Origin of the sequence: Serratia sp. X10 (genome assembly GCF_017811775.1) — a bacterium.
GTDB classification, from domain to species: Bacteria; Pseudomonadota; Gammaproteobacteria; order Enterobacterales; family Enterobacteriaceae; genus Serratia; species Serratia ureilytica.
This window is the reverse complement of record NZ_JAEIOH010000008.1, coordinates 117089-138784: the sequence shown is the minus strand read 5'-3', so window position 1 is coordinate 138784 and position 21696 is coordinate 117089. Positions and strand designations below refer to the sequence as shown.

Genomic DNA, 21696 nt, shown 5'->3' with positions numbered 1-21696 from the left:
TTATCGCCGCTGGACGAGCGTGATTATCAATGCATTTACCTGGGGCGTTGTTCGATAGAACGGCGTCGTTCATTGTTGAAGTTTTGATAGAGAGGTAAGGAGGCGTATTAAACAAAACGGGTTGAAGATAGAAAGACGTAAGCAGATTTATTCTGCGATATGCACAACGATGAAACTTAAATATGAACGAATAAGGATATATGTTATGAAAAGTCTATCGATTGTTATTACACTCGCTTCATGCTTACTGCTACCCCTGACTGCGTCTGCGGCCGCAGGCACATGTTATAGCGCAAAGAACTGTTCCGGGAAGGTGCTTAGCCACCGGGATGCACATAACTGTAAGGTTAAGGACAAAGGTAAATCCTGGCGCAGTGATATTACAGGCCAATGCACGAATCTTTGATTTATGGCTGACGTTTAGGCTCTTTCATTGAAAAGAGAATGGCAGGTTAATCTGTCATGGGCTGCGTTTAGGCGCAGCCCGATGATTCTCATTCGCTTATCGCGTATACCGCTTAATTCAGCCCGCGCTGATTCAGCAGCACCTTATTCAGCTCGCTGTTTTTACGCACGTTAAGCTTGCGCATCGCCGAACGCTTATGGGCGCTGATGGTTTTCTGGCTGCGCTGCAGCAGGCCGGCGATGCTGCAGGCGGACATGCCGCTGCTCATCAAACCCAGCACCTTTTTCTCGCAGTGGCTGAGCGCGGCGATGCGGCAAGCCTGGCATTTCCACTGGCCGGCGGCGTGCAGCGCCACCCACGGATGCAGGATGAACTTTTCCAACGCCATCTGCAGCTTGAGGCGAATGGCGTAGGCCGAATCGCGCCGATGGATGCTGAACAGCGGCGGCAGGTTTTTCACCTGTTGCTGGGTCGCGTCGTCGAGGATCAGCAGGGTCAGCTGCCGCTGGCGCGGAACGCCGTGAGGGCTTTGATAACAACAGGCGCAGCCCCAGCGCTCTTCCGGCGTGCGGAACACGATCTCGATGTTATCCAACGCCTGCAGCGCCAGCGGCGAGAACTGCGGGTACCGGCGGTGGCATTCGTTCAGGGAGTGCAGATAGTCCTGCAGCAGCAGACGCAGCCCCTGCTGGTAGAAGTTATCGCTGTCGAACAGCGTGAAGCGAATATCTGGCATGGGTGACTCCTTAAAAGGCCGTGGCGCCGCGCCGGAGCAAACGGTGACGGCCCATCGCCGGCGTTCGCGCGCCGGTCGTTTTCCTGATTTCCCTGGGACGGTGCGGGGCTTATTGGTATGCCAGCACAAAATTGGCGATGGACGTGAATTCGCCTTCGGTAATGCTTTGGTTTTGAATCGCGCTGGGCCGCCCTTGCACATAGGCGGTGAAGTTCAGGTTGTTGGGGCCGTTTTGCAGCGCGACGGCGCTGGTGGCCTTATTCAAATCGATGTCCGCGCCCTGATGATCGAACAGGGCGATGGCGGCGCCGTTCGCGCCGTTGTTGATCGCCAGCTTGCCCGGCAGCTCACCGTCTTCCGTGCCGCTGAAGGTCACGCTGACGGATTTGAATACCGTGGTCTTGCAGTCGGTCAGCTTGATGCTGAACGGCACCGGCGTGCTGTGGCCGTAGCGATACAGGGTTTTGACGATCACCGTGCCCATCTCCACCAGCTGATCGGCGGACTGCGGTTCGATATTGCACGGCCGGCTCACCACGGTACCGTGGAACTGCACCGGTGCGCCGATAAGCTCGGTGTTCGCCGCTGCCGGCATGACGGCAACCCACCAGGACGCGCAGCTGAGCAGCGCTAAAGCGCGTAGACGCATTTTTTCGTTCCTCCCTCGGTTACTGGAATGCCGCCACGATGGTGGCCGACGCGTTGAATTCCCCTTCGCCGATCTCCGCGCCGCCGTTGGCGAACGGCGCCGCCACCAGGTTCCAGGAGCCGCCGTTGCCGATGTTCGGCACCGGGTAAAACTCGTTCGGAATGACCAGCTGGCCGTTGTGCGTCAGCCGGATGCCGAGATCGTTCTTGTCGGTTTTGAACACCTCGTTGCTGAAGGAAGCGGCCGTGCCCGAGACCGCCAGCTTGATGTTCAGCGTGCCGTCTTCGAAGCTGCCGCCTTCGCACTGGAAGCGCACCGGAATGCTTTGCGGGTAGTTCGAGCCGTTGAGATCGCTGCCGCCGATTTCGCCGAACTCGACGTTGATCAGCTGGCCTTCGTTCACCACGCATTTATCCGGCACGTAAAGGATCGCGGACTGGATAAACACCTGCGCCATCGGATTGGGGCCGAAACCGCCGTCGGTCGAACCGAGGCGGCCGTACATCTCGATGATCTGCCGATCGTTAATCTCGACGCCGTTAATGATTTTTTTACGCACCCGGAAGGTGATGCGGCCTTTGGAGCCGCTTTCGTAGTTGTTTACCTGCACATAGGGCGGCGAACAGCTGTGATTGGTATACTCGTTGGATTCGTTGTAAAAAGGCACCGTGACATAGGCCTTCTTGTTGCCGGCGATCCACACCTCGGCTTTTAAATCCAGAAAGTCATTCAGTTTTAAATAGCCGTTGCCGTAGTCGGAGGGAGGCAACGCCGAATCCGACTTGTAAAAGTGCGGGCTTCTGGGGATCGGCGTATCGCAGTAGGCCTTGCCGGTATATTGGCCACCTAACGAATAAGGGAACACTTTGGTAAACCCCACCTGGTTGGTGATGTTGCTTTCATTCAGATCGATATAGAACTGTTTCGGCCCGCCGTCCGGCGTGACGTAGCCGTTGGCCCAGGCGGCGGGGGCCGCCAGCGCGATCGCCAGCGGCAGGCAGAGTTTGGTCAGTTGAGTTTTCATCGCGTTCTCGAACCTCACAGGTAAATCACCTGAATGTGCGCCACGGCGGCGAACCCGGCCGCCATCACCGCCCGCTGGGTGGATTCCACGCTGGCGCTGAACCACAGGGTGTTGCTGCCGGGCTGCAGAATGTAAGGGCGGCTGCGTTGATTCAGCTCCAGCGCCTGGCCTTGTTGGTCTTGCAGGCGCAGACCGATGCCCTGCACGCCGCCGTTCAGCTTCAGCAGCGATGGGTTGTCGACATCGCTTTCGCCGAGAAACACCAGCGTGGCGGCCTGCTCTCCCTGCAGGTAGAGGCGGCCGGCGTCGCCGTTGCGCTGGCCAGCCGGGTTATCCGCCAGTGCGCGCGCGCCCAGCAGGCAGTTGCGGAACGAGAGGCGAAAACGCACCGGCGCGCTGCGATCGCCGGCGTTGCGGAAGTCGCGTGCGCTGACGTCGCCCAGATCGACGGACTGGTCCCGGCTGTCCGGCGTCAGGCTGCAGGGAGAGCTGAGCAGGCCGCCGTGAAAGCTGACGGTGCCGGTGGTGCCTTCGATCACGCCCAGCGGCGTTGCCGCCAGCGCGCTGCCGCCGCACAGCAGCGCGCCGAACAGCAGCGGACGCAGTCGATCGGTGAATTCAGCCATGCTGGACCTCCTTATTTTTTCTCGGGCACGGCGGTGCAAACGCTGCCGTTGCAGGCGAAGCGCAGCTCGGGGTGGCCGCCGTAGTCGTTGATGTAGGTGATGACGAAGCTGTTCATGCCGGTGTCGTGCAGCTTGAGGCTTTCGCTGGATTTCGGCTTCAGCATCAGCGGCTGAAAACCGCCGATCGCGCCGCCGCCCTGTTTTTGCGTTTGCCGCGTCATGCCGGTCAGGGTGATGTAAAACGGCGTCGGGTTGTCGACGGTGATGGCGCCGCCGCTTTTACGGAACACCAGCTTTTCCTGCCACACTTCACCCTTGGGCGCGACAATCGCCTTCGGCCGGTAGAACAGCTTGATCTGCGTTTGCAGCGCCAGCTGCATCACGTTGGTTTTGGTGCTTTTCGGCGGGATCTCGCGCAGGTTGAAGTAGAACACCGACTCGCGATCCTGCGGCAGGCGATCCGCCTCCGGCGTTTTAGTGATGCGCACTACGCTGCGCTCGCTCGGCTCCACGCGCTGTAGCGGCGGCAGTACCACCAGCGGCGAGGTGATTTTCTGGTGCTGCTCGTTCTCCAGCCAGGACTGCGCCAGGAAGGGCAGCTCTTTGTTTTCGTTGACGATATTCAGGCTGATCGATTTGGCGTCGCTCACGTAGACGGCGCGCGTGCGATCCAGCGATATCGCCGCGTCGGCGGTGGGCAGTACGGCGCTCAAGGCCAGGCCGGCGGCGGTCAGTAGCGTTATCGGGTGTTTGTTCATGTCATCATTTCTCAGCGTTACGGATTACAGGGTGGCGCACGGCAGCAGCAGCTGGTCCAGCGGCTTGGCGGCGCCCGGGATCACGATGCGGCAGCGGCGTTGGCCTTCCCAGGCGACGTCCAGTTTTTCCTCCGGCTGCACGCCGGTCAGGTAGACCGAGCCGCCGTCGTTGACCACCGCGACCTCGCGGCCTTTCTCGCTCAGCACCGCGGCGCCGAACGGCGGTTCGCTGCCGTCCGCGAGGCGAATGGTGGCCAGCAGCTTGCTGCCTTTCACCACCTCGAAGTGGCGGTAACCGATGGCGCCTTCGGTCAGCGTGCCTTGCACCACGGCGCGAGTGGCCTCGACGTCGTCCGCCAGCTTGTTGACGTCGATGCGGGTGTCGGTGTTGTAGTAGCTGGTGATGTCGGAAATCACCGCCAGCCCGAAACGGTTGCTGTAGGCGCGGCCGTTGTTGATCGGCACGCCGGCGATGCCGTCGGTGTCAAGCATCATGCGGCTGCCGCCGTTGCTCGAGTTCTGATGCGCCGCGATGCCGTGCCGGGTCGCGGTGAGGCCGCCGCGGAACGAGCCGCCGATCGACGAGTAGCTGTCCTGCTGGTAAGAGGCGCTGGCGTTCAGCGAGCCGAACGAGGCGTTGTGGGTGTAGTACCCACGCGCCAGCGATTTGCCGGACTGATTAAAGCCGCCGCTGACCTGCCAGGTATTGTCCGGATCGCTGTAGTCGTTGTACGACGCGGTCTGCGTGACATCGCCGTTGTTGGTTTGCAGCGCATAACCGACGCGCCGACGGTCGCCGATCGGCACGGTGAAGTTGAGCATCACGCTGTCGTCGGTGCGGCCCTGGTAATAGGTGCGGTAAGCCGACAGCGAGGCGGTGATGTTGCTGATATCGCCGACGCTGAACAGCTTGCTGGCCGACAGCCCGTAACGATCCTGGGTTCGCGCATCCCAATAGGTCTGGTGCGAGTAGGTCAGGTAGGCGGTGATCGCCTTGGCGCTGTCTTCCGCCATAAAGGTTTTGCTGGCGGTGATGGTGTACAGCTCTTTCTGGCGGCCGTTGTAATTCTTGTCATAATCGCCATAGCGCTCCTGCAGGTACTGAGACATGTTCATGAACTTGCGCTGCGAGAAGCGATAGCCGGCGAAGGTTATCTGGCTGTTCAGCTCATCGAAGCGTTTGGCGTAGTTGAGCTTGAACGACATGCCGCTGGCGGTCGGCTCGCCGGGCAGACGGGCGATCGACTGGGTGACGTCCAGCGACATGGCGCCGAACACGTTCAGATCGCGGCCGAGGCCGAGCGCCCAGGCGTTATAGTCGCCGCCGAGCAGCGCCCCGCCATACAACGACCAGGCGTTGCTCAGCCCCCAGGAGAAGTCGCTGGCGGAAAACAGCGGGCCCTGGGTGCGGTGGTCGTAGGCCGAGGTTTTGCCGAGCGCCACGTTGTAGCGCACGTAGCCCGGGCGGGTCAGGTACGGAATGGTGGCGGTATCCACCTGGAAGGTCGAGACGGTGCCGTCCTGCTCTTCCACCTTGACGTCCAGCTTGCCGCGCACCGAGCTGTTGAGATCCTGAATGGCGAACGGCCCGGCGGGCACGGTGGTTTCGTACAGCGTGCGGCCTTCCTGCGAGACGGTGATCTTGGCGTTGCTCTTGGCGATGCCGCGCACTTCCGGCGCGTAGCCCTGCAGGTTAGGCGGCAGCATGCGCTCGTCGCTGGCCAGATTGAGGCCGGTGAAGCGATAGGCGTCGAACACCCCGGAGTCGAGATAAATCTCACCCAGCGTCAGCTTGGCGGCCTGCATCGGCAGCGCGCGGTAGGCGTAGATCTGGTTCCAGTCGAAGCCGGTGCTGCGATCGCCGGCCTGCTGATTGTAATTGGCCTGGTAGTCCGCGCGCAGGCGCCAGGGGCCCAGGTTGGCGCCCAGCGTACCGTAGCTGCTCAGGTTTTGGGCGGTGTTGTTGTTGTGATTCTGCTTGCCTAACTGGCCGCTCAGGTTGTAGTCCAGCAGCAGGCCGGGAATGCCGTCGTCCCACTGCTCGGGCGGCGTCCAATCGGGATCGGAGTATTTCATCCACGCCTGCGGGATGGTGATCGCCAGCACGCCGCCGCCGATGCGATCGGAGACGGTCGCGCCTTTGATGCCGCGAATGTCGGCGCACTGGTTGTCGTGCCACAGGGTGACTTTTTTGGCCGCTTCTTCTTTCAGCGCCATTTTTTCCACCAGATCAGGCGGCAGGCACACCTGGCTGCCGCTCTTGTTATCCGGCGACGGGAAATACTGAATGCTGCGCTGGGGCAGCGTTTTCTGGTTGATCTTGATGTCCAGCAAATAAGCGCCGGGCATGACGTAGTCGGCATCGGAGAAACGCGAAAGATCCACTTTGCTGCGCTCGCCGATATCCAGGACGTCGGTATTGAATTCCGTGGCGGAAAATGCCGGACGCACCCAGAGGAAAGATAGAATGACGAGAAGAGGTAGGTGTTTCCGTGTCAGTAATGACGTCATAGCATAATCACTCATGGCAAGTCCGCGCCCAATAGCAGGTCATCCGTGCGACCTGAATACGTAATGCTGTGCAGCGCCCGCCGGCGCTAGAGATAAGACAGGGTGAATTTGGCCAGAGAGCTGAAGCCGCCCGCCCGCGCCTTATCGGGATGCAGGCGCAACTGCGCGCCAAAGCGCAGCGTGTTGTCGCCGGCGACGATCTGGTAATCCGCCGTCGTGCTGCCGAGCGGGATCGGAGTGCCGGCATCGGTCAACAGCTCGATAGCCACGCCCTGCGCCTCGCCGTAAACGCCCAGCAGGGAAGGATCCCGGCTGTCGGCGGTGCCGTCGAAGGTGACGTTGGCCGCGCGATAGATGAAGTCAGGCTTCACCTGGCTGGCCAGTTCGCAGTTCACCAGTTTGATCGTGAAATGGCGGCGGCTGCCGATCAGCACCGATTGCCCGTCCTGCGAGGCATCGGTCATGGAGATCAGACCGAAATCGACGGTTTGATCCAGGCTGTCGCTGGCGATGCCGCACGGCGTTTCAACGATGGTGCCGCCCAGGCTGACTTTGCCGTGGCCCTGATTTTTCACTGCCGCCGCCGCGCTGCCTACGCTGAGCGCGATGAGCAACAGGCCGCAAAGGCGTATAGTCATGCTGGCGTCTCCCTGTCTTGCCCTGTTCCCTTGCCGTTCTCGTCGGCATGCAATCAAGCGGGGGGATGCCCTGAGACATCCCCTGTGGGGTATTACAGGTAAGCCAGGGTGAAGTTGGCCACGCTGGTGAAGTCGCCCGGCACCACGGCGGCGGAGGCGCTGCTGCCCTGCAGGTAAGCGGCGAATTTCAGCGAGTTGTCGCCGTCGTTCAGGCCCTGACCGTCGGTCGCCGTGCCCAGTTCCACTTCCTTGGAGTGCAGGTTGTCGTAGATCACGATGCCGGCGCCGGTTGCCGTGCCGCTCAGGGCCAGCAGTTTGTTGTTGACCGGATCAGGCGTGCCGGTAAAGGTCACCTTGACGTTTTTCATGGTGGAGATGGAGCAATCTTTCAGTTCGATGTTGAAAGGTTGCATGCTGGATTTACCCTGGTTAGCCAGGATGCGGCTGCTGATCTGGCCCATTGGTACGGTTTGGTCAACGGATTCCGGCGCGACGCTGCAAGGCGCATCGATAATTTCGCCGGTAAAGGTGACTTTACCGCTGCCCTGATTAGATGCGGCGTGAGCAACAGATGCAGAAGCGAAAGCAATCACGGTTGCCAGCATTAATTTATTCAGTTTCATTTCTCAGGTTCCTGTAGAGAGTTTTTAAATAAAAAGAACAGCACATCTAAATCCCCCGCAGCGGCGGCAACGTCATGTCGCCGGCCGTACGGTTGGAGCCAGATCCTTTTGCTCTGGGCAATACGCCAACATCCGTTATTTATGAGAAATAACGAGATTGGGAAAATCGACAATGGATTTTCTGGTAAATAAAATACGAGTTTTACGTATGGCGTGTTGCTGGGAATATTCTTGCAAATAATAGTATTGCTTGGAAATAGATTTTATTAAATTAAGTCAAATTCAGAATATAAAACCAAAAGGAAAAAGAAATATATTTGCTTTAAAACCAATAGATCGTATACAAATATTATCCAGTATAAATCACTATATAAATAACGATATGCGAGATATTAGATCGGGGGAAATAGGCTGATACCTACAATTCGCCATATTGTTTTGCTAATATCGCCCTGAGGCAGCAGATGATGAATTTCCCTTTAGAAACAAAATATAAAACATAATCTATTGTTTTTATTGTTGTTTCATGGTTTTCTTTCCCTAAGGGATTGGCTTTTTGATTCGTGTTTAGCCCGCGTTTAGGTCTAATTTATTAACAATTAAATAACAATATCATCGGTAGTGAATTATTCTATTGCACTGCGGCATAGGGATTTTTCACTGCCTAACCCATTTTGATTAATCAAATTAAGGCATGTGCCGTTGCCGTTCGCCACATAATGATGACCTAAGTGACAATTAAAGGATTATAAACGGAATGATAACGATGATTAATGCTTGCGGCGGCCGCCGCACGGTAGTTTCTGCTATATTTTTACTGTCTTTCATGTCGCTGTCAGGCTGCGTGAGCGGCAGCAAGACAAACCTGAATTCCGTGAAAAAACTTTCACAGAACAATCCTAATGATAAATCCGATGAACAACGTATCGCGCTTTGCCAGCAACGGGTTAACTCATTAAAAAATATTAATCCGCAGAGTTACCAAAAACGCATTGCCTATTTTAACGGTCTGCTTTCCAACGCTTCCGGATATGCCGGCGTGCGCGGCAATGTGGATGAAAGCACCCGTAAAGCGATTGATGCTCTTTATCAATATAAAACCGAGAAATTCTGCGCCGACGTCGAACATGAGCTGATGTCCGATCTGTCCAACCGGGTCGAGAATCTGTAGCCATGAAGCGATGCGCGCAAAGAGGGGTGATGGGGCTTTGGCTGTTGGCGCTGAGCGGTGCCGTTTGCGCCGCTGACGACGGCATTCCCGCCCTGTTGAAGTTTGCCGAACAGCGGCAGGCTCCGCCGGCCGCTCTCAAGGAGGAAACCGCGCGTAAACCGGCGCCTGCACCGGCCGCCAAACCGGCCGCCGTCGCGGGGGCAGACGGCGCTCGTTTAACTTCTCTGAAGCACTCTGTGCAACAGCAGGCGGAGAAAATCCGTCAGCTGGAGCGCCAGTTGGCGGCGGCGCAGGCCGCCGCGGCGCCGAAAAGCGAGCGGACCGATATCGATATTCGGCCGTTGGCCGATGCCCTGAAGGCGTTGCGGCAGGCCGTTGCGCCGTTGCCTGAGGTGACCGCGCTGGCCGCTTCGCTCACGCGGGCCGAACAGCGCAGCGCAAGCTTGACGGCGCAGTTGGCACAGCAACGGCAGCGGGTAGACACCTTGCTGGCTGAGCGGCGGCAGGCGGCTGAGGCCCCGGTGCTGGCCAGCGAGGCGGACAAGCAGGCGTATGCCGCCGGCGTATCGCTGGGGCGCGATATTTTGCATCTGCAACAGGAGAACCGGCGCGCGGGACTGGAGGCGGATCGGCAGCTTTTGCTGGCGGGCATCGCCGATACCCTGGCCGGGCGGTTGCGGCTGGATGAGGCCGCCATCGACAGCGCGCTGCGCACGGCGCAGCAACGTTTGCAGCAGACGCAACAGACACAGGCTCCCCCTCCGGACGGCAAGGCCTATCTGGCCGATTTCGCCCGCCAGGAGGGAGTCAAGCAAGATGCGCTCGGTTTCTACTACCGGGTGGACTATGCCGGCAGCGGTGCGATCGGCGCCGACGATCGGGTGGATATCGTGGTGCGCGAAAGCCTGACCGACGGCCGGGTGATCAAAGACATGGAGCTGGCGGGAACGGTGATCTCGCAGCCATTGACGCGCTATCCGCCGCTGTTTCGCGCGGCTATCGAGAAGCTGCAGCGCCACGGCTCGATCACGCTGGTGGTGCCGCCGGCGTTGGCGTACGGCAAGCAGGGCAGCCCGCCGGCGATCCCTCCGGACGCCACCATGATTTATACCCTGCGCATCGCTGACGTGCAGTCGTGAGCGGGGAGCTCAGCAGTAACCACTCAGGAGGAATGCTATGGCCAAGGCGCCGAAAACGTTTGAAAGCAGAAAATCGCTGATGCTGAATGTGTTGCAAGGATTGTGCAGGGATCGTGTGGAAGGCTCCGGCGGCCATCATCCCCCGCCGGAGCAGTGGCCGAAGACCCGCGAGCTGGCGGATAAATGCGGTGAAAACATTTATACCACCCGGACCCTGCTGCTGGCGCTGGAAAAGGAGGGCAAGGTCCGCTGCACCCACCGCAGCATCAACAATTCTCTACGCTGGTACAGCTGTGACGAACAGGCAGCGATAAAAAAAGAGTGATTCGACCCTGACGGTCGCTTTTGACTATCTTACAGCTAAACATTAATTAATCTTATTATTTGGCGGTGCGTTTCGCTCCGCCAATCCTCCTCTCCGCTTTCCGCCCTCCGCGCAGGCATTGCTAAGATGTTTTTTGCGACCATATACTTATCGCTCAGACGGGAACAGGTGTAGGGAGCCGGCATCGTAATGAAGGAAAAGAAAGACATACTGAGATTGGATGATATTCATTATCAAATAGACCGCCAGGTGATCCTGGACTCCGTCTCTTTCACGTTGGGTGAGGGCGAGTTCAAACTGATCACCGGGCCTTCCGGCTGCGGAAAAAGCACGCTGCTAAAAATCATCTCTTCCTTAATGAATCCGACCAGCGGAAGCCTCTATTTTGACGGCCAGGCGATCGACGAGATGTCGCCGGAGGCGTATCGCAAGCAGGTCTCTTATTGCTTCCAGACGCCGGCGCTGTTCGGCAATACGGTTTACGACAATCTGGCGCTGCCGTACCAGATCCGCCAGGAACCGCCGGCCGAGCGAAAAATGAAGGCCGATCTGGCGCGTTTCGGCCTGCCGGAGGCGATGCTGACGAAAAGCATCAATGAACTGTCTGGCGGGGAGAAGCAGCGGGTGTCTTTGATCCGTAACCTGCAGTTTATGCCGCGGGTGCTGTTGCTCGATGAGATCACCAGCGCGTTGGACGAGGAAAATAAGCGCAACGTCAACGAAATCGTACATCAGCTGGTGGCGGAACACCGGCTGGCGGTGCTGTGGGTGACGCACGATACCGAAGAGATAGCGCATGCGGACGAGGTGATCACCCTGCGCGCGCACGGCGCCGAGCAACAGGAGCAACAGCATGAATCAGCATAATATCACCAACGAATCCTTGGGCTTGTCGATGGTGCTGGTGGTGGTCGCCATCCTGATCAGTCACCGGGAAAAGCTGGCGCTGGAAAAGGACATCATCTGGAGCATCTGCCGCGCGGTGGTGCAGCTGATCATCGTCGGCTACGTGCTGAAGTATATTTTCGACCTGGATAACGCCGTTCTTACCGTGTTGATGGTGCTGTTCATCTGCTTTAACGCGGCCTACAACGCCAAGAAACGCAGCAAGTACGTCGAACACGCGTTCGTGACGTCGTTTATCGCCATCACCACCGGCGCGGTGCTGACGCTGGCGGTGCTGGTATTGACCGGCTCCATCGAATTTACGCCGATGCAGGTGATCCCCATCTCCGGGATGATCGCCGGTAACGCCATGGTGGCGGTGGGGCTGTGCTACACCAACCTCGGTCAGCGTTTCAAAAGCGAGCAGCAGAAGATTCAGGAGATGCTCAGTCTGGGGGCGACGCCCAAGTTCGCGTCGGCGGCGCTGATCCGCGACAGCATCCGCGCTTCGCTGATCCCGACCGTCGACTCGGCGAAAACCGTTGGGCTGGTCAGCCTGCCGGGCATGATGTCCGGGCTGATCTTCGCCGGCATCGATCCGGTGAAAGCGATCAAATATCAGATTATGGTGACCTTCATGCTGCTTTCCACCGCCAGCCTGTCGACCATCATCGCCTGCTATCTGGCCTACCGTAAGTTTTACAACGAGCGCCATCAGCTGGTGGTCGGCAACCTGAAGTAACGCCATGAAAAACGGCCTCCGCGGAGGCCGTTTTTTTACTCTTGCAGCAGGGCGATGCTCTGGCGGATTTCCCGTTCGATATCCGCCTCGCTCCAGCGGTCCAGCTGTGAAGAGAAGGGTTCGAAGGCATAGACGCCGGTGTAGCCCAGGCGTTCCAGGTTCTGCACCTGGCGGCGGCTCTCCAGCCGATCGCCCTCGCTCAGCATGATGCGCTCTTCGTCGCTCAGCGCGCTTTTATCCCGCCCGTCCTCCACGCCGGACAGATGCACCAGGCCGATCTGCGCCACCTGGATCTGCGCGTCGAAGTCGGCCTGCGTCACGCCGCTCAGATAGTGGTGGAACGTATCGAGCACAATGCGGTACGGCGCGCCCGAGTCGCGGATGATCGCCTGGGTCAACAGCGACGATCGCAGCGAGCTGATGCCGAAGCCCAGCGGTTCGACGTATCCCTGAACGCCATAGCGGGTAAACAGCGGCGTCAGCAGCCGCAACGCCGCGAGGGTGTCGTCGCGTTTTTGCTGCTCGCTGCGCGTGTCGTCGGCGCTGCAGTGCGGGCACAGCACCAGCGCCCGGCTGCGGATGGCCTGCGCCTGGGTCAGCATCGCTTCGGCGCGCTGCTGCAGCGCCGCCGGGTCATTCATCAGATTGAACCTGCCGAGGGCGTTGATCGTGACGATCTCGATGCCGTATTGCGCGGCGAGCGCGTTGAGCTGCGCGTCGCTCAGATCGTCGGTCACCTTGCCGCTGGGCATGTCGTTGCGCAGCTCAACCTTGCTGAGCCCGCAGCGTTTCACCAGGCGGAAAAAACGGTCCAGATCGAGATTCGGCGAGATCTTGCGGTTAATGCAGAAACGGTCCAGCGCAATGTTCATGGGGCATGGCTCCAGCGGTCAGGGTGAGAGATCAGGATTTGCCGTTTTCCAGCGGCAGCGGCTTGCCGTCGGGCAACGGGTGGCGGTGGCGTTTGGCCAACACCACCTGCTCCATTTTTTCCAGCGAGACGCCTTTGGTTTCCGGAATATAGCGGCCGATAAACCAGTAGCTGAACAGGCAACAGGCGGCGAAGATCCACATCGGGAAGGCGCCGTGGAAATGCGAGAACAGGTAAGGGTGATCGTTGATCATCGGGAATGACTGCGACACCGCGAAGTTGGCGACCCACATGCAGCCGACGGCGATGCTCATCCCCTGCGCGCGCATGCGGTTCGGGAAGATCTCCGACACCAGCACCCAGGCGCCGACGCCCCAGGAGAGCGCATAAAACACCATGAAGAACAGCATGCCGAACAGCGCGAAATAGCCGGTGGCCTGGGTGTAGAGCGCGTACGAGGTGAGCAGCAGGCCGGCGATGGCGCCCAGCGTGCCGTAACGCATCAGCGGAATGCGGCCCATGCGATCCATCAGCATGGCGCCGATGACCGAACCGACCAGCTGCAGCACGCCGATCCAGATGGTCTGGAACAGCGCTTCCTGCGCGTTTTCGGTAACGGTTTTCAGCACCACTGGCGCGTAGTACATCATTACGTTGACGCCGGTGACCTGCTGCAACATGGCGATCATACAGCCGACGAATAGGATGAACCGCACCCGTACATCGCCGTAGTTCAGCTTCCGGTGCTGCTGCTGTTGATCCTGCTGCAGCGAGTCTTTGATTTCTTTCAGCAGATTCTGCGCGTGGGCGGCGTTGGAGACCTTGGTCAACATCGCCAGCGCCTGATCGTCGCGGCCCATCATCACGTTCCAGCGCGGCGATTCAGGAATGACGAACACCAGGATGCAGAACAGAATGCAGGGGATCACGCCCGAGGCGAACATCCAGCGCCAGCCCATTTCCACCAGCCAGGCTTCGCTGGCGAGGCTGGCGATTTTGAAGTTGACGTAGAAAATCACGATCTGACCGAAGACGATGGCGAACTGCTGCATGCTGAGCGCCCGCCCGCGCATGTCTTTTGGCGACACTTCCGACATGTACATCGGCGACACGGTGGCGGCGATGCCGACCGCCAGCCCGCCGATGATGCGGTAAATGACGAACCAGGTGAAGGTCGGGGCCAATGCGGCGCCGACGGCGGAAACGGTGAACAGCAGCGCCGCCAGCATCAGCGCCTTTTTACGGCCCCAGCGCGCCGCCAGCGGCCCGGCGGCGAAGGCGCCGATCACGCAGCCGATCACCACGTTGGAGACCGCCCAACCGGTTTCGGCCGGGCTGAGATTGAAATAGGTTTTCAACGCTTCGATCGCGCCGGAGATCACGGCGGTGTCGTAGCCGAACAGAATGCCGCCCAGGGCGGCGATGCCGCAAATTCGCAATATGTAACCGGTATTGTGCTTACGCTGATATGACATGTGTTGCTCCGATTTTTATCCTGGCTTCCGTCCGCACGGTTGGGGTGTCGGGAAGAGGGCGAGCGGAAGGGTGTGAACCGTGCCTGTCATCAAGGCGATGTCGTCGATAAATGCTGGAACAAACAAGAACATTTATTTCATAATTAGTGAATAATGGAATATTGATTTTTAGATCCAGTTCAAAAAAAACCGTCGCGAGCGATCCGGGCGCCTTGGGCGCTCGGAGGGAGGCGGTAACGGCGGCAGGTCAGGCGCAGTGCGGATTTTCTGTAGCAAAGTCAGTGTGCATTAGCGATGGACTCTCCTGCGAAACCGCGCTTTGACTGGCGCGGTAATGAAAGCGCCAACCCGATCGACACCGCAAAATTGCGACCTCACGCACTAAAAACAAATTTTTCAAAACAATTTATTTGAAACTTTTTTTTCAATGAAATAGAGTTTGCTGCATCCGGTCAGGATGTAGCCGGCTTGCCGACGGGGTTTGGCGAGCGGGACGATTAACGCCGCGCCGCCTGGGTGTGGCCAGGCGACAGCGGACTTGAAAAGAGGGCGTGACATGAAAACCGTGGGTAACTTTATTGACGGGCAGGTGTGCCTGAGCAGCAGCAATCAAACCGTTGACGTGCACAACCCGGCCAGCGGGCAGGTTGAGCGGCGCGTCACGCAGAGCACCGCCGCCGAAGTCAAGCAGGCCATCGACGTGGCCCATCGGGCGTTCGCAGACTGGTCGCGCACCACGCCGCTGCGCCGCGCGCGCATCATGTTCAATTTCAAGGCGCTGCTGGAACAGCACCGCGACGAGCTGGCCGAGCTTATCGTCAGCGAGCACGGCAAAGTGTATTCGGATGCGCTGGGCGAACTGACGCGCGGCATGGAAGTGGTCGAATTCGCCTGCGGCATCCCGCATCTGATCAAGGGCGAGTACTCGCCGGACGTCGGCAGCGGCGTCGACAGCTTCTCGCTGATGCAGCCGCTGGGCGTGGTGGCGGGCATTACCCCGTTCAACTTCCCGGCGATGGTGCCGATGTGGATGTTCCCCATCGCGCTGGCCTGCGGCAACACCTTCGTCCTCAAGCCGCCGGCGCTGGTGCCTTCGGCCTCGGTGCGCCTGGCGGAACTGTTGAAAGAAGCCGGTTTGCCGGACGGCGTGTTCAACGTGGTGCACTGCGCCAATGAAGATGCGGCGCAGCTGTGTACCGATCCGCGCATTCAGGCGGTGAGCTTCGTCGGCTCCTCCACCGTGGCGGAACATATTTATACCACCGCCAGCGCGCACGGCAAGCGGGTGCAGGCCTTCGGCGCGGCGAAGAACCAGGCGATCGTCATGCCGGACGCCGATCTGGACGCCACGGTCAACGCGCTGATGGGCGGCGCGTTCGGCTCTGCCGGCGAGCGCTGCATGGCGTTGCCGATCGCCGTGGTGGTTGGTGACGACACCGCCGATAAACTGATCGCCAAACTGAAGCCGCTGATCGCGCAGCTGCGCGTCGGGCCGGGCTTGCAGCAGGGCGGCGAAGAGAATGAAATGGGGCCGCTGGTGTCGTCCGCTCACCAGAAAAAGGTGCTGGGCTACATCGATCTGGGCGTGGAAGAAGGCGCCACCCTGGTGGCCGACGGCCGCAACTATCAGGTGCCGGGCTATCCTGAAGGCTACTACGTCGGCGGCACGCTGTTCGACCATGTGAAGCCGAACATGCGCATCTACCGCGAAGAGATCTTCGGGCCGGTGCTGGGCATCGTGCGGGTGCCGGACTACCGCACCGCCATCGACACGGTCAACGGCCACGAGTTTGGCAACGGCAGCGCCATCTTTACCGGCAGCGGCCACTATGCGCGCCAGTTCGTGCAAGAAGTACAGGCCGGGATGGTCGGCGTCAACGTGCCGGTGCCGGTGCCGATGGCGTTCCACAGCTTCGGCGGTTGGAAGCGCTCGGTGTTCGGCGCGCTGAACGTGCACGGCACTGACGGCGTGCGCTTCTACACGCGCATGAAGACCGCCACCGCGCGCTGGCCGGCCGGGCAGCAGACGGTGTCCGAATTCAGCATGCCGACGCTGGGCTAAGCGCTTTCACACTCAGGCCAGGCCGTTGCTCTTTCGGGGTAACGGCCTTTGCACTGCGAGTTAACAGGAGAATCGAAATGTCTTCACTGCTTGCCAAATGTCAGACGCCGAACGCCGAGGGGCGCATCCAGCACGTGACGCCGGAAAATGCCGGTTGGCGCTATGTCGGCTTTGACGTTTACCGCCTGGCCGCCGGGCAGTCGCTGCAGCTGGAATGTGGCGACAAGGAACTGTGTCTGGTGCTGGTGGCCGGTATCGCCTCCGTCGCCACGCGGCGCGCCGAATACCCGCACATCGGCAAACGCATGAGCCCGTTCGAACGTACGCCGCCTTACGCGGTGTATGTGCCGCACCACGATCGCATCGAGGTGCGGGCGGAAACCGATCTGGAGCTGGCGGTGTGCAGCGCGCCCGGCGGTGGCCACCTGCCTTCACGGCTGATCACGCCGGCGGATATCGGCGTGGAGCGGCGCGGCAAGGGGCGCAACCAGCGGCTGGTGCACAACATTCTGCCGGATAGCGAGCCGGCGGACAGTCTGCTGGTGGTGGAGGTTTACACCGACGAGGGCAACACCAGTTCCTACCCGAGCCACAAGCACGATCGTGAAGACTCGCCGGACGAAACCTATCTGGAAGAGACCTACTATCACCGCATTCAGCCGGAGCAGGGATTCTGCATGCAGCGCGTCTATACCGACGATCGCACGCTCGACGAGTGCATGCCGGTCTACAATCGCGACGTGGTGAAAGTGCCGCGCGGTTATCACCCGGTGGCGACCCTGGCGGGTTACGACAACTATTATCTCAACGTGATGGCCGGGCCGGTACGGCAGTGGAAGTTCACCTGGGAAAAAGACCACGCCTGGATTAACGGCGAAGGTTACCCCGCCGCGCAATAAGCGCTTGAGGCCCGGCTTGCCGGGCTTTCTCTTTATCAGGGTATAAATTTGACCTAAATTTGTCCTCTCTCTTGCTCAAATGATAACCTGTCCGCACGCGATTGCTCTCTGGCTGAGTGAATCTAACGAACCGCTGTTATGCAGTGAGAATGCCGGTACACAGGAGGAAAAACGATGACAACCACCATGTCTCAAAAAGCGGCGCGCGAAGGATTAGGTTCGCCCGATCTGTTTGAAGGCGGGGTTTACGTCACAAAAAATGGTGTTGCCGAGCTGTTTGTACAAACGGCGGCTGAGAGAGAGGCCGAAATTCGGGAACGCAATCTCGAGCGCCAGTCCAACGCGTTGTTGAAACTGACTATGATGGCGAAGCAAGAGATTAAAAATCAGCGCGGTCTGTCGCCCGAAGAAACCTTGCAGCGGCTGCGTGACGCGCGGAAATAGACCCGAGGTGCAGGATGCCCCAGGAAATACGTTTTACCGTCGCGCCGGCGGCGGAATGGAGCCTGAAAGACATCGAGTCTTATAAGAGCGGAACGATAGGGGCCGCCGCAGCCGGGATGTTCGTGGACAATCTGCTGTTATCGTCCCTCGCGGCAATTGCCGACGATCCCGCCCGCTACCGCTTCAACGCCGTGCTGGCGGGCATGGGAGTGCGGTTGCACGAACGATTGGATCCCGACAGCGAATACCGCGTCATCTATGACTACGACGGCCAAACGGTGGAGATTCTGCTTTTCATCAGCATGAAGCATGATCTGGAAAGCGCGCTCTACCGCTATTTGTTGCTGCAATAATCCCGCTGCGCCCGAGCCTGTCGGGCGCGTTCACAACTGCCTTACTCGTCCCGGGCGTTATTCAGCGCCAGCGAGACCGCCAGCGTCTGCGCCAGGCACATCGAGGCCACCTGCGAACGGAACCCGTCCACCTGCGCTTCGCGCACCACGAAACAGACGTCGCTGAAGGCGGCCAGCGGGCTGACCTGGCTGTCGGTGATGGCGATCTGTTGCGCGCCGCGCTTGGCGCCCAATTCCACCAGTTCCACCGCCTCGCGGGCGTACGGCGAATAGCTGATGGCGATCACCACGTCCTTCGGTTTCACCATGCTCAGCTGTTCGGTGAACATGCCGCCCAGCCCGTCGATCAGAAACGCGCGGCGCTCCAGATGGCGCAGCGCATAAGTGAGGTAGGAAGCGACGCTGAACGAGCGGCGCAGGCCGATCACGTAAATGTTTTCGGCGTTATTGAGCAGCTCGACGGCGCGATCCAACTGCTCGGGGGCGATTTGCATCGCCAACTGCTGCAGCGCCTGCGCGTTGACCATGGTGAACACGTTGAGGATTTCCGCCGGTTTCTCCGGCGCGACGTTGTCGTCGGTGGAGGTTTGGCGGAACAGGCGCGCGCGCTCGGTATAGTTCACCGTCTCTTCCATCAGATGCTGACGGAACACCTGCTTCATTTCGTTGAAGCCGCTGAAGCCGAAGGCGTTGGCGAAACGGATCAGCGTGGAGGGCGGCACGCTGGCCTGTGCGGCGATGGAGGCAACGGTATCGAAAGCGATGCTGTTACTGTTATCCAAAATGTAGCGCGCCACCTGCTTCAAACGCTTGCTCAGCGTTTCATAACGGTGGCGGATCTCGTCCTGTAACAGCGAAAGTTGAGTTGGGTTGTTCATCCATTCGGCTCGCAGTGGGGTGAAGGCGCATTGGCCTGACGCCTGAAATATTAACAGGGTATTTTAACAGATGGAGCGGAAATTTCATTTCCTCAAAAAGCGATTTATTCGATCGCACATTGCGCGACTTCACAGAAAATGGGCAAAAAAATCCCCTTAAAGCGGCGAAATGGCCTTAAGGGGACGTGAACCTGCTGTCGCTGTCAGTGCGCGCCGCCCGTCTGCGGACGGTACTGGCGCCAGAAACCGATCAGCGTCAGGTATTTTTGTTTCACCTGCTCGATCAGGGCCGCGTCGTCGATTTCCCCCTGTAGCCAGCGGCGCGAAGGTTGGCCGAAAATGGTGCGGCCGACGGCGAAGCCTTTCACCCAGCGCGCATCCGCGGCGGCGGCAAAGCCCGCCTTCAGTACCGCCTCCGGGGAGTCGAGCCCCAGGATCAGCACGCCGCGGCAGTCGGGATCGCAGGCGTCGATTAGCGCGCCGACCCGCTGCCAGTTTTCCGCGCTCAGCGGCGGCAGTTTCCACCAGTCCGGCTGAATGCCCATGTGGTAGAAGTGTTCAATCATCTCCAGGTAATAGCGCTCGTCCTTGTCGGCGTTGCTATCCGGCAGGATCACCTCCAGCAGCAACTCATGGCCGGATTTGCAGCAGCCGCGGTAGACGTCGGCGATCAGCGCATCCTGTTCGCAGCGCAGTTCCGCCGCGTCGTGCGGGTGATAAAACACCAGGCACTTCACCACGTGCTCCTGCGGCCAGTCGATCAGTTGCGAGCCGATATTGCCGTGCTCCAGGCGCAGCGGGCGCGAGCTGGGCAGCTCCACCGGCCGGCCGATCCACCATCCCTGGCCGGTGATCTCGTTCAGCGCCGCCTGCCCGTAGGTGGTGTCGGCCAGAATGCCGCTGTTGCCTTTGAGCCCGGCCTGCGCGGCAGCCTGCCGCGCCGCGGTGAGCAGCAGGGTCTTCAGACGCGGAATGCGTTCCTCGCCGACGCCGGCTTCGCGCGCCATGTCCGCCAGCTGCTTGCGGTGATCGAAGGCGAACACGCACAGTTCCGGCCACTGTTGCTTGCGGGTGGTCACCCGGTGCAGGTGGTTCAGGCGCGCGTCGCGATCCGGGCGCGTGACCTGCTGTTCTCGCTGCAGGTAGTCGTCCAGCTCCCGTTTGGTCGGCATCGCCGGCGCGCAGCCGTGGCGCGAGACCACCAATGCGCCGCAGGCGTTGGCGTAGCGGCAGGCCTGATCCCAACCCTCATCGTTCAGATAGCCGCGCAGCAGACCGGACATAAACGCGTCGCCGGCCCCCAGCACGTTCAGCACCTCCACCCGCACGCCGGCGTGCAGCTTCACTTGCGCCCAGTCGTCGGCGATGTCATCTTCGAACACCGAGCAGCCCTGCGCGCCGCGCTTGCACACCAGCGTGGCCGCGGTCGTCCGGCGCACGTTTTTCAGCGCCGTCAGCGTATCGGTGCTGCCGCCGGCGATATGAAATTCCTCTTCGGTGCCGACGATCAGATCGAAATGGTGCAGCACTTCCTGCAGCTCGCGGGTCACCTGTGCCGATTCCACAAAGCGGGTTTCGCCGTCGCCCAGCGACGTCAGCCCCCACAGTACCGGGCGATAATCGATGTCGAGCGCGGTGCGCAAACCGTGGCGGCGCGCGTACTCCAGCGCCTTCAACACGGCGGCGCGGGTGTTCGGATGCGACAGGTGCGTGCCGGTGATGGCCAGCGCGCGCGCGCTGGCGATGTAGGATTCGTCGATGTCGTCCGGCGTCAGCGCCATGTCCGCGCAGTTTTCACGGTAGAAGATCAGCGGGAAGGTTTCCTGATCCTTGATGCCGAGGATCACCAGGCCGGTTAACCGATGTTTGTCGGTGATCAGACAGCGGGTATCGGCCCCGACGCGCTGCAGCTCTTCGCGCAGAAAGCGGCCCATGTGTTCATCGCCGACGCGGGCCAGCATGCCGGATTTCAACCCCTGAATGGCGGTGCCGTAGGCCACATTGCCGGAAGAGCCGCCGAGGTATTTGGCGAATGTGCCGGCGTCTTCCAGACGCGCGCCGATCTGCTGAGCATAGAAATCGACGGCGATGCGCCCGAGACAAATGACATCAAGCTGTTTTTCTTGTGTAGCCATACCCGTTTCCTTCTGTTTAAGCAAAACTCCGGCGGCGGCCCGAGCGTGGCGCCTTGCAGGAAGCATGGGAACAGTATGGGGAATGAAAATTTCAATTTCAATATGGAATGAAATTTACACCCCAAAAATGTGATGCGTTTAAAACATCGACGGAGGAGCGGAAAAAGCGGATTAAGTCGCCATGAGAGGGTGGCGGAGGGCGTGCGGCAAAGAGGCGCCGGGGCAGGATGAAAGAGGGTCGCCCTGCGTGCTGATGGGGGTCCCCGGCCGGTGCGCGGCGCTAAGTCGGTAAAGGCCAAACCACGAGATGAAACGGGCTTTTCATCTAATATGCGATCTTTATCGC

Annotated in this window: 21 protein-coding genes; 9 read left to right on the top strand and 12 right to left on the bottom strand. The window is 59.7% G+C overall.

The features are described from left to right. Nucleotides 1-518: 518 nt before the first annotated feature. The 8 genes from J9788_RS21590 to J9788_RS21555 all read right to left on the bottom strand — a co-directional run bounded on the left by J9788_RS21590 (nt 519) and on the right by J9788_RS21555 (nt 7971). Nucleotides 519-1142: a LuxR C-terminal-related transcriptional regulator gene (locus tag J9788_RS21590; RefSeq protein WP_089195280.1), complete on the bottom strand. Its 624-nt coding sequence runs from the start codon at nt 1140-1142 to the stop codon at nt 519-521. 109 nt (nt 1143-1251) lie between these two features. After that, entirely contained in the window at nt 1252-1791 is a 540-nt protein-coding gene (locus J9788_RS21585; RefSeq protein WP_182265695.1) for a fimbrial protein, read from the bottom strand. Nucleotides 1792-1810: 19 nt separating this feature from the next. Continuing rightward, nucleotides 1811-2815 carry a fimbrial protein gene (locus tag J9788_RS21580; protein ID WP_046898672.1) on the bottom strand — a complete coding sequence of 335 codons (1005 nt, stop codon included), beginning with the start codon at nt 2813-2815 and terminating at the stop codon, nt 1811-1813. 14 nt (nt 2816-2829) lie between these two features. After that, nucleotides 2830-3441, bottom strand: a complete 612-nt coding sequence (locus tag J9788_RS21575; RefSeq protein ID WP_046898673.1) for a fimbrial protein — start codon at nt 3439-3441, stop codon at nt 2830-2832. 11 nt (nt 3442-3452) lie between these two features. Beyond that, nucleotides 3453-4199 carry a molecular chaperone gene (locus J9788_RS21570; protein ID WP_016930416.1) on the bottom strand — a complete coding sequence of 249 codons (747 nt, stop codon included), beginning with the start codon at nt 4197-4199 and terminating at the stop codon, nt 3453-3455. A 24-nt stretch (nt 4200-4223) separates the two neighbouring features. Further along, complete coding sequence (locus tag J9788_RS21565; RefSeq protein WP_033645331.1) at nt 4224-6725, bottom strand: fimbria/pilus outer membrane usher protein; 2502 nt, start codon at nt 6723-6725, stop codon at nt 4224-4226. Nucleotides 6726-6796: 71 nt separating this feature from the next. Next, nucleotides 6797-7348 (bottom strand): fimbrial protein, encoded by a 552-nt coding sequence (locus J9788_RS21560; RefSeq protein WP_033645330.1) that lies wholly within the window; start codon nt 7346-7348, stop codon nt 6797-6799. A 92-nt stretch (nt 7349-7440) separates the two neighbouring features. Then, nucleotides 7441-7971 (bottom strand): fimbrial protein, encoded by a 531-nt coding sequence (locus J9788_RS21555; protein WP_019455211.1) that lies wholly within the window; start codon nt 7969-7971, stop codon nt 7441-7443. Between the two features lie 826 nt (nt 7972-8797). Here J9788_RS21555 and J9788_RS21550 point away from each other — a divergent pair. The 5 genes from J9788_RS21550 (at nt 8798) to fetB (ending at nt 12233) form a co-directional block, all read left to right on the top strand. Next, a complete protein-coding gene (locus J9788_RS21550) occupies nt 8798-9142 on the top strand; it encodes a hypothetical protein (protein WP_370571642.1) in 345 nt (114 codons plus the stop codon). Nucleotides 9143-9171: 29 nt separating this feature from the next. After that, nucleotides 9172-10281 carry an FKBP-type peptidyl-prolyl cis-trans isomerase N-terminal domain-containing protein gene (locus J9788_RS21545; protein ID WP_182265696.1) on the top strand — a complete coding sequence of 370 codons (1110 nt, stop codon included), beginning with the start codon at nt 9172-9174 and terminating at the stop codon, nt 10279-10281. A gap of 37 nt (nt 10282-10318) precedes the next feature. After that, a complete protein-coding gene (locus J9788_RS21540; RefSeq protein WP_033645326.1) occupies nt 10319-10606 on the top strand; it encodes a FaeA/PapI family transcriptional regulator in 288 nt (95 codons plus the stop codon). A 189-nt stretch (nt 10607-10795) separates the two neighbouring features. Further along, nucleotides 10796-11473 (top strand): iron ABC transporter ATP-binding protein FetA, encoded by a 678-nt coding sequence (fetA, locus tag J9788_RS21535; RefSeq protein WP_042785526.1) that lies wholly within the window; start codon nt 10796-10798, stop codon nt 11471-11473. Further along, nucleotides 11460-12233 (top strand): iron export ABC transporter permease subunit FetB, encoded by a 774-nt coding sequence (gene fetB / locus J9788_RS21530; RefSeq protein WP_033645324.1) that lies wholly within the window; start codon nt 11460-11462, stop codon nt 12231-12233. The genes fetA and fetB overlap by 14 nt, the downstream gene beginning before the upstream one ends. Nucleotides 12234-12268: 35 nt before the next feature. Here the strand turns inward: fetB and J9788_RS21525 are convergent, their stop codons facing one another. After that, nucleotides 12269-13105, bottom strand: coding sequence for a TIM barrel protein (locus J9788_RS21525; RefSeq protein WP_182265697.1), 837 nt, complete (start codon nt 13103-13105; stop codon nt 12269-12271). 31 nt (nt 13106-13136) lie between these two features. Then, nucleotides 13137-14579, bottom strand: a complete 1443-nt coding sequence (locus tag J9788_RS21520) for a sugar porter family MFS transporter (protein WP_046898679.1) — start codon at nt 14577-14579, stop codon at nt 13137-13139. Between the two features lie 556 nt (nt 14580-15135). Here J9788_RS21520 and J9788_RS21515 point away from each other — a divergent pair. The 4 genes from J9788_RS21515 to J9788_RS21500 all read left to right on the top strand — a co-directional run bounded on the left by J9788_RS21515 (nt 15136) and on the right by J9788_RS21500 (nt 18337). Further along, nucleotides 15136-16641, top strand: a complete 1506-nt coding sequence (locus J9788_RS21515; protein ID WP_044030038.1) for a CoA-acylating methylmalonate-semialdehyde dehydrogenase — start codon at nt 15136-15138, stop codon at nt 16639-16641. 77 nt (nt 16642-16718) lie between these two features. Then, a complete protein-coding gene (gene iolB / locus J9788_RS21510) occupies nt 16719-17540 on the top strand; it encodes a 5-deoxy-glucuronate isomerase (RefSeq protein WP_046898680.1) in 822 nt (273 codons plus the stop codon). A gap of 174 nt (nt 17541-17714) precedes the next feature. Continuing rightward, nucleotides 17715-17984: a hypothetical protein gene (locus J9788_RS21505; RefSeq protein ID WP_004930864.1), complete on the top strand. Its 270-nt coding sequence runs from the start codon at nt 17715-17717 to the stop codon at nt 17982-17984. Nucleotides 17985-17998: 14 nt separating this feature from the next. Continuing rightward, nucleotides 17999-18337, top strand: coding sequence for a type II toxin-antitoxin system RelE/ParE family toxin (locus J9788_RS21500; RefSeq protein WP_182265698.1), 339 nt, complete (start codon nt 17999-18001; stop codon nt 18335-18337). Between the two features lie 41 nt (nt 18338-18378). Here the strand turns inward: J9788_RS21500 and J9788_RS21495 are convergent, their stop codons facing one another. Further along, entirely contained in the window at nt 18379-19215 is an 837-nt protein-coding gene (locus tag J9788_RS21495; protein WP_004930856.1) for a MurR/RpiR family transcriptional regulator, read from the bottom strand. A gap of 203 nt (nt 19216-19418) precedes the next feature. After that, complete coding sequence (gene iolC / locus J9788_RS21490; protein WP_182265699.1) at nt 19419-21350, bottom strand: 5-dehydro-2-deoxygluconokinase; 1932 nt, start codon at nt 21348-21350, stop codon at nt 19419-19421. Nucleotides 21351-21696: the final 346 nt, after the last annotated feature.